The sequence below is a fragment of the Psychrobacter fulvigenes genome (assembly GCF_904846155.1).
In the GTDB taxonomy this organism is placed as follows: Bacteria; Pseudomonadota; Gammaproteobacteria; order Pseudomonadales; family Moraxellaceae; genus Psychrobacter; species Psychrobacter fulvigenes.
The window spans coordinates 222760-236815 of record NZ_CAJGZP010000001.1; the positions used below are offsets into that span (position 1 = coordinate 222760).

At 44.9% G+C, this 14056-nt stretch carries 13 protein-coding genes; 7 read left to right on the plus strand and 6 right to left on the minus strand.

Annotated elements, in window-relative coordinates; translation table 11 throughout:
• Positions 1–621, minus strand: a complete 621-nt coding sequence (locus tag JMX03_RS01005; RefSeq protein WP_201593885.1) for a thiol:disulfide interchange protein DsbA/DsbL — start codon at positions 619–621, stop codon at positions 1–3.
• A gap of 380 nt (positions 622–1001) precedes the next feature.
• On the opposite strand from JMX03_RS01005, the gene ubiG reads away from it, so the two are divergent.
• The 4 genes from ubiG to JMX03_RS01025 all read left to right on the plus strand — a co-directional run bounded on the left by ubiG (position 1002) and on the right by JMX03_RS01025 (position 3833).
• Positions 1002–1790, plus strand: coding sequence for a bifunctional 2-polyprenyl-6-hydroxyphenol methylase/3-demethylubiquinol 3-O-methyltransferase UbiG (gene ubiG, locus JMX03_RS01010; protein WP_201593886.1), 789 nt, complete (start codon positions 1002–1004; stop codon positions 1788–1790).
• Positions 1791–1828: 38 nt separating this feature from the next.
• Positions 1829–2539: an HAD family hydrolase gene (locus JMX03_RS01015; RefSeq protein ID WP_201593887.1), complete on the plus strand. Its 711-nt coding sequence runs from the start codon at positions 1829–1831 to the stop codon at positions 2537–2539.
• A gap of 74 nt (positions 2540–2613) precedes the next feature.
• On the plus strand, positions 2614–3435 hold the full coding sequence (locus tag JMX03_RS01020; RefSeq protein WP_201593888.1) for a YciK family oxidoreductase: 822 nt from the start codon (positions 2614–2616) through the stop codon (positions 3433–3435).
• Positions 3436–3566: 131 nt separating this feature from the next.
• Positions 3567–3833, plus strand: coding sequence for a DksA/TraR family C4-type zinc finger protein (locus JMX03_RS01025; protein WP_201593889.1), 267 nt, complete (start codon positions 3567–3569; stop codon positions 3831–3833).
• Positions 3834–3954: 121 nt separating this feature from the next.
• Here the strand turns inward: JMX03_RS01025 and ompR are convergent, their stop codons facing one another.
• Entirely contained in the window at positions 3955–4713 is a 759-nt protein-coding gene (gene ompR, locus JMX03_RS01030) for an osmolarity response regulator transcription factor OmpR (protein WP_227677908.1), read from the minus strand.
• 343 nt (positions 4714–5056) lie between these two features.
• Between ompR and JMX03_RS01035 the strand changes: the two genes are divergently transcribed.
• Positions 5057–7570 (plus strand): Tex family protein, encoded by a 2514-nt coding sequence (locus JMX03_RS01035; protein ID WP_227695090.1) that lies wholly within the window; start codon positions 5057–5059, stop codon positions 7568–7570.
• A gap of 106 nt (positions 7571–7676) precedes the next feature.
• On the opposite strand, the gene JMX03_RS01040 is transcribed toward JMX03_RS01035, so the two are convergent.
• Both JMX03_RS01040 and JMX03_RS01045 read right to left on the minus strand, forming a co-directional pair.
• Positions 7677–8222, minus strand: a complete 546-nt coding sequence (locus JMX03_RS01040) for a hypothetical protein (RefSeq protein ID WP_201593890.1) — start codon at positions 8220–8222, stop codon at positions 7677–7679.
• A 1000-nt stretch (positions 8223–9222) separates the two neighbouring features.
• Positions 9223–10536, minus strand: coding sequence for a saccharopine dehydrogenase family protein (locus tag JMX03_RS01045; protein ID WP_201593891.1), 1314 nt, complete (start codon positions 10534–10536; stop codon positions 9223–9225).
• Positions 10537–10942: 406 nt separating this feature from the next.
• Between JMX03_RS01045 and JMX03_RS01050 the strand changes: the two genes are divergently transcribed.
• Positions 10943–11098 (plus strand): DUF1328 domain-containing protein, encoded by a 156-nt coding sequence (locus tag JMX03_RS01050; RefSeq protein WP_201576118.1) that lies wholly within the window; start codon positions 10943–10945, stop codon positions 11096–11098.
• Positions 11099–11252: 154 nt separating this feature from the next.
• On the opposite strand, the gene JMX03_RS01055 is transcribed toward JMX03_RS01050, so the two are convergent.
• Complete coding sequence (locus JMX03_RS01055) at positions 11253–11546, minus strand: 4a-hydroxytetrahydrobiopterin dehydratase (protein WP_201576116.1); 294 nt, start codon at positions 11544–11546, stop codon at positions 11253–11255.
• A 103-nt stretch (positions 11547–11649) separates the two neighbouring features.
• Positions 11650–11943, minus strand: coding sequence for a GNAT family N-acetyltransferase (locus JMX03_RS01060; RefSeq protein WP_201593892.1), 294 nt, complete (start codon positions 11941–11943; stop codon positions 11650–11652).
• 367 nt (positions 11944–12310) lie between these two features.
• On the opposite strand from JMX03_RS01060, the gene ettA reads away from it, so the two are divergent.
• Complete coding sequence (gene ettA / locus JMX03_RS01065; RefSeq protein ID WP_201576111.1) at positions 12311–13972, plus strand: energy-dependent translational throttle protein EttA; 1662 nt, start codon at positions 12311–12313, stop codon at positions 13970–13972.
• Positions 13973–14056: the final 84 nt, after the last annotated feature.

Consider the following 14056-nt stretch of genomic DNA (forward strand, 5'->3'; position numbering starts at 1 on the left):
TTATTTTTTCTCAGCACGTACTTTATCGATTAAGAAATCGACTACTTTAGGCACGGTAGCACTTTCACCAGTCACGACATATTTACCATGTACGACAACAGCAGGTACGCCAGAGAGTTGATAGCGCTTTGCACCCGCTTGCGAGCGACCAATCTTGGTGCCGACAGCGAACGAGTTGTATAAACTGTTAAATTTCTTTTGATCGACACCTTTAGAAGCATAAAATTTACTCAGTGAGGCTTGATCAAACAGCTGCTTGCCGTCTTTATGAATGGCATTAAACAAAGCGTCATGCGTCTTGTTTTCATAGCCTAATAACTGAGCAGCATAAAAACCGCGTGCACTGGCTTCCCATACTGGGTTTAGGGCTGCTGGGGTTTTGAAGAATGCCACATCTTTGTCTTTGGTTTTTGCCCACTTTTCCATATGCGGGTTCAGGGAATAGCAGTGTGAACAGCCATACCAAAAGAACTCACGGACAATAATGGCATTGCCGCTGATGTTTTCTGGGTTGTTTAACACGCGATAGTCTTTTCCTGCGACATAATCGGCCGCTTGTGCGCCCATATTGGCAAGTCCAATGGCCATGGCCAGACCAGTCAGTGTGATGACACGTTTCATACTGTTTCCTTGGGAGTAAATATTTAAATTATCAAAAAGGGTATCAAAGGGAATACATGCTAAAGCGTTGAGTGCCTATTTAAGCGAGACGCGCCTATGATAACGTAAAAACACGGCCCTTGTGAACCGGATTCTTAAGCAAGCGTTGTAAAGCTGTGAGACTATATTTAAGGTATATTGCTCGTCAGTTAACAATACCAGTCATAAATGCTCACGATGTCGTCACGACAAACAGCCCGCACTCATGCTAATATTGAGCACATAAATAATCAGTTCGTTTAGACTACTAATGCAAATAATGCAAAAATCATACCATAAAGAGAAACGCCATAAGCGCTACTGTCTCTTCTCAATCTACTCATACATAGCCGGATTCTGACATGAATACTACGATTAACGTGGACCTAAGTGAAGTCGATAAATTTAATAAGCTTGCCAGTGAATGGTGGGATAAGACAGGTGCATTTGCAACCTTACATCATATCAATCCTTTGCGCCTAAACTGGATCGAAGAAAACGTCAAACGTGGTTATCAAAGCAGCCATCAAAGCAGCCATCAAAACCCTGATGCTAATAAAACCGCAGAGGCTGGGCTTGCTGGCAAAAAGATAGTAGATGTAGGTTGTGGCGGCGGTATATTGGCCGAGTCAATGGCGCGCCGCGGTGCTGATGTGACGGGTATCGACTTAGGCACTGAGAACTTAAAAGCCGCCAGCCTGCATGCCGAACAAAGTGACTTAAATGACGTTTTACGTTATCAGCATATCCCTGTTGAGGACTTAGCAAAAACGCATGCAGGACAGTTCGATGTGGTGACTTGTATGGAAATGCTAGAGCATGTGCCAGATCCAAGCGCCATTGTGCAAGCCTGCTACGATCTGCTTGCGCCAGGCGGTGTCTGTGTGCTTTCTACCATTAACCGTAATCCTAAGTCCTACCTGTTTGCCATCGTTGGGGCAGAGTATGTCTTGCGCCTACTGGATCGCGGTACCCATGACTATGCAAAATTTATCACGCCAGCAGAGCTTGATAAGATGGCAATGCGTGCCGGATTTACCCGTCAAGATATCATTGGCCTGCATTATAACCCGATCACCAAGCGCTATTGGTTGGCACAAAATGTCGACGTGAACTATCTGATGGCGGTCCAAAAACCACTGGATGCATAAAGTCTTTAACCTAAGTATTTAAAATAAGAGCATGTATCATGAGCCAATTTGTAAAAGCGGTGTTATTCGATCTTGATGGCACTCTTATCGATACTGCGGCTGACTTTGTACGCATTATTGGTAAAATGAGTGCACAAAATAACTGGCAAGCCCCACCTGCAGCAGACATTCGTGAGCAGGTTTCTGCTGGCGCGTCAGCGATGGTAAAGCTTATGCTACGTCATAATAATCAGATGAACGTGAGCGAGGAAGAACTGTTGGAGTTCCGCCAACAGTTTTTGGATGATTATGAAGCGGATATCTGTGTCGACAGCTGTCTATTTGATGGCCTTGAAGAGATATTGAGTAAGCTTGAAAAGCAGGACGTGCCTTGGGGTATTGTAACCAATAAGCCCCGCTATTTATCTGAGCAGCTACTTGCAGCCATGCAGTTAGATGAGCGCTGTGCTGTGTTGGTATGTCCTGATGATGTATCGCGTAATAAGCCTGACCCAGAGCCTATGTATATGGCATTAGAGAAGCTTGCCATACCACGCGGTGCATCTGCGTCTGTACTCTATATAGGCGATCATGTGCGTGATGTTGAAGCTGGGAATGCGGCAGGTATGCCGACTATTTTGGCGGCTTATGGTTATATCCCGCCTGAAGATCAAGAGGACTTAAAAAGCTGGGGGGCAGACTATATTGTTGATACCCCTAAACAGTTAAGTAAGTTGCTATTGTCTTCAGGTAAGTTTGAATACCTTTGAGTTTTGCATGTTTAGCACACCCTAACCAATAGCCCTTTATCTTTATTATAAATCGATAAGTAGTGAGTAATTTCATGAGTGACAATGCCAATCAGGCTGCAAGCCAGTCTGCCAAATCTGCTGGTCAAGTTTTGAGCCACGATGATATTCGTAACTATGCGCCACCTGAAGGATGTTTGGAAGGTAAAACCATCTTGGTCACAGGTGCGGGTGCGGGTATCGGACGCGTAGCGGCTTTGACCTATGCCCGTTATGGCGCCACGGTGTTACTGTTAGGTCGCACCAGTAGCAAGCTTGAAGAAGTGTATGATGAGATAGAAGGCTCTGGTGGTCAGCAGCCAGCGATACTTCCTATGGATCTAGAGCATGCTACTTATGGCGAGATGCAGCAGTTAGAAAACCTAATCAATAAAGAGTTTGGTCAGCTTGACGGCGTACTGCACAATGCTGGCATCTTAGGCGATTTGACGCCGCTGGCGATGTACGATGTTACGACCTTCGCCAAGGTCATGCATATCAATGCTACTGCCACCTTTATGCTTACCCAAGCATTACTTCCCCTACTCAAAGATGCAGCCCATGGCTCGATTGTATTTACCTCAAGCTCAGTCGGTACGCATCCACGGGCGTTTTGGGGTGCATACGCTTTATCAAAGCAAGCGGTAGAAGGCATGAGTGATATCTTCACTCAAGAGACGCAAAACACCACCAACTTACGTTTTAATTGTATTAATCCTGGCGGCACGCGTACAAACATGCGCGCTCATGCTTATCCAGGCGAAAACCCAATGACATTAAAAACGCCTGAAGAGATCATGGCAGGCTACGTTTGCCTCATGAGTGATGACAGTATCAATGTACGCGGGCAGGTCGTGGCGTTACAGCCAAAAGAATAGCCACTGCCAGTATTACCTTTGCATGCTCAACAGATGCTAAGGCGTATTGAAAGCACTCATAACTAACCCCATCTATTTGTTATTAAAGCATTTAATGCTGAATTTTATAAATTAATAACAAAGGATAAATTATGGCAGGTGGATGGTCAAGAGATGGCGCGGAGCATGAGCAAATGGATGCTACCGTCAATGACGCGCTCGATAGACTAAGACGTACCCTACCGACAGGCGACAGCGCTGAGTATTGTGATGAGTGCGGTGAGTCAATACCTGAAGCAAGGCGAGAGGCACTGCCAGGGGTGCAGCACTGTGTTAGCTGTCAAACTGAGCTTGAGAAGCAAACCAAAGCATCTGAGCTGTTTAATCGCCGTGGTAGTAAAGACAGTCAATTGCGTTAATGAGTTAGTTGATACTAACGGATCACCTCAAACGTAGACCAATAAAAAACCCTGTCACAAATGTGCAGGATTTTTTATTGGTCGTTTTTTATTTGATAAAGCGTATAAAAGCCTTTTGAAGTTACTCGCTTTTGGCTTCTTCTACTTCCGCTTCATCCGGAACGAAGACGTAGCCCACGCCCCAGACAGTCTGAATATAACGTGCTTGTGATGGGTTGTCTTCAATCAGACGACGTAGACGTGACACTTGCACATCGATTGAACGCTCCATGGCGCCCCATTCGCGGCCGCGCGCAAGGTTCATCAGCTTATCACGAGTCAGTGGCTCGCGTGGATGCTGTACCAGTGCTTTGAGGACGGAAAACTCACCTGTCGTCAAAGTCACCACATTGCCATCACGTTTGAGCGTGCGCGTCGACAGATCAAGTGTCCAAGGACCAAACTGCACCACTTCTAGCTGATGGCTTGGTGCGCCAGGTAGCTCACGGTTTTGGCGGCGTAGTACGGCTTTGATACGTGCCAGTAGCTCTTTTGGGTTAAATGGTTTGGGCAGATAGTCATCGGCACCTGCTTCAAGTCCCGCAATGCGATCCGCGTCACCGCCTTTTGCCGTTAGCATAATAATGGGGATATCGCCTTTGTCTTCACGTAAGCGCTTACAAATACTAATGCCATCCTCGCCTGGTAGCATCAAGTCCAATACCACCAAAGAAAACAGCTCGCGTTGCATCAGTTTGTCCATTTGACTGGCATCATGCGCCGTGCGTACGACAAAACCATCGTCCTCTAGAAAGCGCTGGAGCAAAGAGCGTAAGCGCGCGTCGTCATCAACGACTAAAATACGCTGGGTCATGGTATCTGGGCTGGTATTATCAGTCATGCAGAATTCCTTTTAGTAAAAATTATTATTGTCAGAGATGCTTCAATTGTTTCATTTATAAGCAATCATTTAATTATATAGGGCAGTCACAACTTTTGTGCAATAGCTGGTTGGTTGTCAATATTTACAATATTACTGCTTTAGTGTATAAGATTGTGTCACTAATTGCATCACTCATGCACACAAATGCTGTATGCGTTTGTTTAACATACATACAGAGGTGCTGGTATAGGGCGATTTGAGCGATAAAAACCCTGATAAATAACGAAAGTATAAAAAGGATTTTTATTCATCCAGCTTTTGCTATAATGCAAAACTACATTTCTCAACGATTGATACGTATATGAGTAGCACTGATACCCAAACGTCTTCTCAGGCCTCGACAAAAGCTCAGAGCCTAGATGCAACCACCCACGCGAATATTCACGACAAGCTTGCTCGCGCGCTTGGCATTAAGACTGCTCAAGTCAATGCGTTTGTCAAACTATACGATGAAGGGGCGACGGTCCCGTTTATTGCGCGTTACCGCAAAGAAAAAACCCAGAATCTCGATGATGCGCAGCTGCGTGCTTTAGAGAAGTCTCTCAATTATGAGCGCGACATGGCAACCCGTCGTCTCAAAATTACTGAGCTGCTTAGCACGCAGGGCAATCTCACCGACGAGCTACAGACGCGCATCGATAATGCGACATCTAAGCTTGAGCTTGAAGACATCTACTTGCCGTACCGTCCGCGTCGCCGCTCACCAGCTGCCAAAGCACGTGCTGCAGGCCTTGATGCGGCAGCGCAAGCGCTGTTGACGCAAGAGGTGACTCCAACAGAAGCCTTGGCTGACTATCAAGCACCGTCTAGCATCTCTGACGATAATGGCAATGAGATTGAAGTGGACTTCAGTGATCTCGACAAGCAACTGGCTGGCGTACAAGCCATCATCGTCGATGAATGGACACAAGCGCTCGACCTGCTTGATGGCCTGCGTAGTGGCTTTGCCAAAACAGCGAGTATCGTATCTGCTGTTGCCAGTGACGAAAAGCGTGAAGTGGGCGAGAAATTCAAAGATTACTTTGAGCATAGCGAAAGCCTAGCGCGCCTGCCCAATCATCGCTTGCTTGCGATGCTGCGTGGTCGTCAAGAAAACGTCTTAGGTCTAAAAATTGAAGGCGAAGACGCACCCTTTATCGAAAAAATCATTCATCATTTCAATGTTGATGCCAAAGCGCCTGCCGAGCGCCGTGAGTTTTTGACCGAAGCAGCGAATAGCCTGTGGAAAGATAAATGGCGTCCGCATATCGAGCATCGCTTGCTGACTGAGAAGCGTCTGACGGCAGAAGCGGATGCGATCGATGTGTTTGCCAACAACTTACAGCATTTATTGATGGCAGCGCCTGCTGGCCGCAAAGTAATCTTAGGTGTCGATCCTGGTATCCGTCATGGCGTCAAAATGGCAATCGTTGATGCCCAAGGCCATGTCGCGCTAGACAGTGAAGACAAGCCTGTGGTAGCAACTGTCTATCCATTTGCCCCTGACAATAAGATGATTGAGGCCAAAAAAGTCATTGATGAGCTGTTAAGCACTTATGACGTTGATTTGGTTGCTATCGGCAATGGTACTGCTAGCCGTGAAACAGATGCTATGATAAAAGAGATTTTGGCTGCCAATACTGAGCTAAAAGCCAAAGCGGTGATCGTCAATGAATCGGGCGCGTCAGTTTATTCTGCCAGTGAGCTTGCCAGTGATGAGCTTGCCAACCTTGATGTCTCGGTACGCGGCGCGGTCTCTATTGCCCGCCGTCTACAAGATCCGCTATCAGAGTTGGTGAAAGTCGATCCAAAAGCCATTGGTGTAGGCCAATATCAGCACGATGTCAACCAAAGCCAATTGGCAGATAGCCTTGATAAAGTCACGCAAGACAGCGTGAATGCTGTTGGCGTTGATGTCAATACGGCAAGCCCTGCTATCCTAGCCCACATTGCTGGTCTGAATCGCAACGTCGCGCAGCAAATCGTCACTTATCGTAAAGAGCATGGTGCATTTGATAGCCGCGAGGCGCTCAAAAACGTTCCGCGCTTGGGTGCTAAGACCTTTGAGCAAGCAGCAGGCTTCTTACGTATCCATGATGGTAGCAATCCCCTTGATGCCACTGGTGTGCATCCAGAAAGCTATGAGCTAGTCGACAGCTTACTGGCGCAAACCGGTAAAGCATTGCCAGAAGTGCTCGGTAATGATGGTGTGCTAAATAGCATCGATACGACTGCGCTCGCTGCAAATGATGACAATATCAGTGTCAAAGCCATCATCGAAGAGCTGGCCAAGCCAGCACGCGATCCACGTCCTGAGTTCAAAACCGCTAATTTCCGTGAAGACGTCAATAGCATTAAAGACTTAGAGGAAGGCATGCAGCTTGAAGGCGTCGTGACCAACGTCACCGCCTTTGGTTGTTTCGTTGATGTCGGTGTGCATCAAGACGGCTTAGTGCATATCTCGCAGATGGCCAATGACTTTGTCGCTGATCCGATGAACCGCGTTAAACCAGGCGACATCGTCTCAGTACGTGTCATCTCTATCGATGAAAAACGTGGTCGTATCGGCTTTAGTATGAAACCAGAAGGCGAAAAGCCTGCCCGATCTGCTGATGAGAAGCCCAGTCGCCCGCGCAGTAGTCGCCCAGCTGCTGAGGGTGATAAACGCCCTGCAAAGCCACGTGGCAAACGTCCTCAGGACAGAAGTGATAAGAATAATAACCCAGCGAATAACCGTAATAAAGCATCAAAGCCTAACAAGGCTGAGGCACCTACCAAAATTGGTACGCTTGGGGCATTATTACAAGAAGCAGGCGTGACCAAAACCAAGAAGTAACCGCCATTTAGCATTTAGCACCACATAAAAAGGCAGCCATTCGGCTGCCTTTTTATGTTTACGATATTTACTGAAAGCTTTTAATTACTGATAGATTCAAAATCGTCTAGCGTACAGTAATGCGACGACTCTCATTTGCTTCGATTTCTGCAGGCTGGGTAGCAAGCAGCTCACCGCGTGGGTCTTTTTTCTTTTCTTGCAGCGTAATAGCGGTATCTGCGGCTTGCTCGTCAGTAGCGTTTTCACCAGTGATCAATGGCTGATAGTTAGCCTCACTATGCTGCATATTCAAAGCTTGCGTATTCTGTGCTGGTTGCAAAGCTTCTGCTTCTACCATATCAGCATCGTCAGCAGCAGCAGCTTCTACATTGACTTCAGCAGTAGCCATGTCAGCATCCGCTTCGTCATCCATTTCAGCGATAGCAACCGCTTCAGACTCATTGGTCTCGATAGCGCCAGGTTGCGTCGCAAGTAGCTCTCCGTCAGGGCCTTCAACGTCGGCCTCTAGCGTATTATCAACTGGCATCGTACGCATGTCAGCTGGCGTGACGTCTGTCACCTCATCAAGATTGCTTGTGTCAGCCATTGCTAGACTCGGAATAGCTAGAGCGGCGCCCATCAGTAATGATAAAGGTAAAGTACGGTTTTTCATGAGTTGATTCCTTAAGTTGTTTATCTACAGTAGCTGGTTTTCAGTGTCCTAGTTTCAGTGCTCAGATAAAGAACTTTCAACATATCTTGAGCAAGCACTGAAGCCAAGTTTGTATCTTGGTGACTTTTAGCAGCTGCACTTTTAGCAATTGCTAAGTCGGCTTTATCCATGAAAAACTTCGTATAAAAAGTTTGAGTAACACAAAACGACTCATACGAAACCATTCATATTTCACGATATATATGTTTAGTATTTTTAACATACCGCCGATAAGCAAAATAAAATCATGATAACCGCTGTGATAGCTATCATGATCGATGCAAAATAAAGGGCTGAATGTTTGATTATCTGAACCACAATATTTAAACGTGAAAGTAACAGCTGTGATGCTGTTGTTTCAGTAGTAAGCTGTTTAATAAAGTCACAGCTTGATGTTTACATGTGACATTATGCAATGTCTGCAGCGATGCTCTTAGCTTCTATTTTTAAACTACTTTTTTAAAACAGGTGCTTGTAACGTTATCAAAGCTTAGTCGGCGACTGAAAAATGACAGGATAATAAATAAGAGAAACGGTTTTTATCAAAAAATCTATCCTTTGAGCGATGCAGGGGCATATACCAAAAAGCTAGAAACCAGTAACTTTGTTTACTTGAGTGATACGATGTCAAGATCTATAGTGAGTCCTAAATAAAAAGAGTACAGCTTTTACAGCGTGCTACTGGTATAAATTTTTCTTTGCTTGCTGTGCGACTCCGTCACTGTTCGATGCTGCATAAAATTTATCCCAGTAGTACTGTATTTATTTTATAGTGGATCGACTATAACAATCTTGAGCATTTATTTATTGTGGTATTTTTTATTTTAGTATCTAATATTTTGAAAGACCTAAAAAAGGCCGCACTCTTTAGTTAGAGTACGGCCTTTAACGGTAGTATTAATTATCAGTTACTATTATTCATCGATGTCCAAGCATCCAAGCATTGAGGTTAAGCTTTGTTTTAGACTACTTCAAAGCTGAGACCAGCATGATCTTCTAAACGAGTGAGGAGTTTGTTACCCATCGCAGATGCTGGCGTCCAAAACCCACCTGCAACTTCTGCCTTGGTCACATCTTGAGCCAAGCATAGAGCTGATTGTGCCAGCATACGTGACGTACTGCCGTAGCCTGGGTCTTTGTCACCTGTAACTTTGGTGCTGATGCTGTCTTTTTCGGAAGTTTCGCCAAAGAAGCGAATATCAAAATAGCCGTTTTCTTGCTCAGACTTAGAAGGGCCAGAGCCTGATTTTGGCAGCACATGCTTAGATAATAACTCACGGCTTGGTTTAATCATCATCGCTGTGGCAAAGCCAAGTAAACCTGCGCTCATTGCGTAACTTGATAGTTGACCTTTGATACCATCTTTCATCCACATCGCTTCGTCGTATTTGAAATCGCGACCATATTCGTAACCAAGGAGTTGGTTACTACGATGAACGATACGCGTATTGATACTGGCCATTACAAAAGGTGCCAACCAGCGCTCATGCTCACTATCATATTCTGGTTTGCTGATGTTGTCTTGGCGCACATTGGGGGCATCTGTATCATCGTTTAGCAAGTAAGGGTTGGCGACTTGCTTACGGCGCGCTTTATCCTTACCAACTTCTTCAAAGATAGTCGCCATAGAAGCGATGGTACCACCAGATAGCCCGCCCTTAGCCGCTTTTACGCGCATATGAATAACGTCACACTGTTGATTAAACTTGGTTTCAGCTTGCTGCTGGGTGAAGTAGACGCCTAAATCTGAAGGAATGGAGTCAAAGCCACACGAGTTGACGATACGAGCGCCAGTTTGCTGGGCCTTTGCTTGGTATTTATCCATCATATCCTTGATAAAAATGGCCTCACCAGTGAGATCGACATAATCCGTACCATTATTGACACAAGACTTGATCAGTGGCTCACCATATTTGAGATAAGGGCCTACGGTTGAGATAATGACTTGTGTTTGCTTGGTCATCTCATCGAGACTAGTGTCATCGTCGCTATTGGCAATGATAATATCTACTTTCTTATCAGTTTCTTCATTGTTCTGAGCTTTACTAAGCTCTGATTGTAACTTCTCAAGTTTTTCTTTATCGCGACCCGCTATCGCCCAAGTAACCGCAGATTTTTCTGAATCGTCAGTAGATTTTTTATTGGATAAAAACTGCGCCAGATAGTGAGCGGTGATTTGACCGACAAAGCTAGTTGCACCGTATAAAACGACGGCATAGGGGCGTTTTGAAGTGTCATGTTGGTTATCTGTATCATTTACCATATCGTTTACCATAAATAATTTCCTTTATTTAGTTTGTGTTTGAATTTATATAACTGTTTTATTTTCAATGGATTATAAGCAAACATCTCAGCATAAGGGTTTCAGCTGTCGATGCAAAGCCAACGATGAATTTTGAAACTCAGTAATACTCAAAACCTCTCAAACTTGATACAAATAAGGTAAGACTACTACAAAGCTTACACAACATAGCCTGATGATTACCAAACTGAACGTATTACTCCGAAAACAATTGCTAATCTATTATCACGACCTATAGGGTCATATAACCAAAAACAATAAGCATTAATAATAAGTAGACGTAGCGGGATGTGAAAGGAGCAGCTGTTAAAGGACTATCAGAATCAATCTCTGTTTCGCGTTTTACAACCAAATGCTTTTATAATTAAGGAGAGTAATTATGTTTCGCTGGGCAATCATTTTTGCAGTCATCGCATTGTTGGCAAGTTTTTTAGGATTCGGCGGTGTCGCTGGACTGTCTTCTAACTTGGCATATATTTTCTTAGTAGTCGCAGTAATCTTGTTTATTGTCGCCTTTATCGGTCGCAAAATGTAATAAGGCCGATATTAAGAATAAAACTCTCAAGCTCTACAGAAAACGTCCTCTTGCAGGACGTTTTTTAGTTATACCTTAAAAGATTTGCTGTATAAGCTGCTGAGAACGTTACTTGCTTTACTTTGCTAAGTTTAGAGAGTCTGGTTTAGAAAGCCTAGAAAGTTTTGGGCTGGATGATGTGTTCCATGCGTTTGGCCAAACGGATATCATGGCTAGTAATCCCGCCAGTATCATGTGATGTTAGGCGTACTTCCACGACGTTGTAGACATTGCGCCATTCAGGATGGTGCTCAAGTGCTTCAGCATAAAAAGCCGCTTGATTCATAAAACTCATGGCTTCGATGAAGTCGCTAAAGTGGTAGGTTTTGACGATACTATCGCCTTCGCGCTGCCAACCAGCGAGCTCTTCTAGCTGTAGATTTACTTGTTTGTCAGATAAGCTACTCATATCAATATCCCTTATTATTAAGCTCTAGCTATTATGTGCTAGTGATGAGGTGATTAAAACATTTTTTAGGATATGTACCATATTAAGCTATTATTTAACTGGGTTATAGCAGATCCTGATACTCAGGATGCTTGTCAATATAGACAGACACAAATGAGCACTGCGGCACGACTTTTTTGTTATGCTCTTGGGCATAGTCAAGTGCATGCTTGACCAGTTTTGAGCCGATTCCGCGTCCACCAAGGGCTTGTGGCACGATGGTATGATCATAGACCAGGGTGTCGCCACGCTCTTGATAACTGATATAACCCATCTGATCTTCGACCATGGTTTCAAAACGCTTGGCTTGCTCATTATGGATAATATCTAAATCTAGTGAGCTTGCTTGGTTGCTCATAGTAAAACTCCGTCTTTATGTTTTTATTGTCTTCAGTACTTTTTTATTTTACTGTTATTACACTTTCTATTATGAGCCTTTATCGCTTTGGTTACCAGTGGCTTACCGTTGCTTCTAGTAAGAATAAATAGGCTAAATGTTACTGTTTTTTTGACTTTAGCTGAAAGCGGCTTAGCTTTGTGACAAAACAGCTAAAACAAGCCATAAACCTGCCTGTCAGCTTGCAGGGTATGCGCCACAATGCGATAATGGCGGGTAATTTACAATCCTTATTTTGAGACAACGGCCCATTAGCAGCAACATTGCATTATTAGCGTTTTTGCTAAGCGGCTTGCTGGTCTCGTTTATGTAGTCTATCGGAGTGTCAATGGCACAATATATTTATACGATGAACAAGGTGTCAAAACTTGTTCCACCAAAGCGTGAAATCCTGAAGGATATCAGCTTGTCATTCTTCCCTGGTGCGAAGATCGGGGTTTTGGGTATCAACGGTGCAGGTAAGTCAACCCTGCTACGTATCATGGCTGGCGTGGACACTGAGTACAGTGGCGAAGCACGTGCACAACCAGGTACCAAAATTGGCTATTTGCCGCAGGAACCACAATTAGACGACAGCAAAGACGTGCGCGGCAACGTTGAAGACGGTATGCGTGAAGCCCTAGATGCCTTAGCGCGCCTTGATGAAATCTATGCAGAATACGCAGATCCTGACGCAGACTTCGATAAGCTTGCTGAAGAGCAGGGTAAGATGGAAGACATCATCCAAGCTTGGGATGCGCACAACTTAAATACGCAGCTAGAAAAAGCCGCTGATGCACTACGTCTACCACCTTGGGATGCAGAAGTTAGTAAGCTGTCTGGTGGCGAAAAGCGCCGTGTTGCTCTGTGCCGCTTATTATTATCGCGTCCAGATATGCTATTGCTTGACGAGCCAACTAACCATTTAGATGCTGAATCTGTCGCTTGGTTGGAGCTATTCTTGAAGAACTTCAGCGGTACTATTGTCGCGATTACGCATGATAGATACTTCTTAGACAACGTCGCTGAGTGGATTTTGGAGCTTGACCGTGGTTATGGCTATCCTTATGAAGGTAACTATACTGAATGGCTAGAGCAAAAGAACAAACGCTTAGAAGATCAGAATAAGCAAGAAGAGTCATTTGCAAAAGCGCTGAAAAAAGAGCTGGATTGGATCCGTAAAAACCAGAAAGGTCAGCAAGCGAAGTCTAAATCTCGTATCCAGCGCTTTGAAGAGCTTAACTCAAAAGAGTTCCAGCAGCGTAACGAAACCTCGGAGATTTACATTCCGCCTGGTCCACGTTTGGGTAACAAGGTCATTGAGGTAAATAACATTTCAAAATCCTTTGGTGATCGTCTGCTTTATGAAAACCTAAGCTTTAATGTACCGCCAGCTGCCATCGTCGGTATCATCGGTCCAAACGGCGCGGGTAAAACCACGCTATTCAATATGATGACGGGCAAAGATACTCCAGATACCGGTTCGGTTGATCTGGGAGAAAGCGTCAGCGTCGCTTATGTTGGTCAGGTGCGTGACAACTTAGATAATGATAAGACTGTATGGGAAGAAGTTTCTGACGGCTTAGATATCATCAAAGTTGGAGACTACGAAACGCCAAGTCGTGCTTATATTGGCCGCTTTAACTTCAAAGGTTCAGATCAGCAGAAGCTGGTCGGTAATCTATCAGGGGGTGAGCGTAACCGTCTGCAGTTGGCAAAGACTCTAAAGCAAGGTGCGAACGTTATCTTACTGGATGAGCCATCGAACGACTTGGACGTAGAGACTTTGCGTGCGCTTGAAGATGCGATACAGGTATTCCCAGGCACTGTATTGGTTGTCTCGCATGACCGTTGGTTCCTTGACCGTATCGCCACTCATATCCTAGCCTTTGAGCCAGAAGGTCCAGTATGGTATGACGGTAACTACTCTGAGTACGAAGCGTATCGTAAAAAGACCATGGGTGATGACGCAGGTCCTAAGCGCATGAAGTACAAGAAGATTACTGGCTAAGATATAGTCGGAGTACTTTTAAACCGCTACGGTGTTGCTCGCCCTAGAGGTACTCAGTGTACTATCTGCGGTCGATCGCCTTGT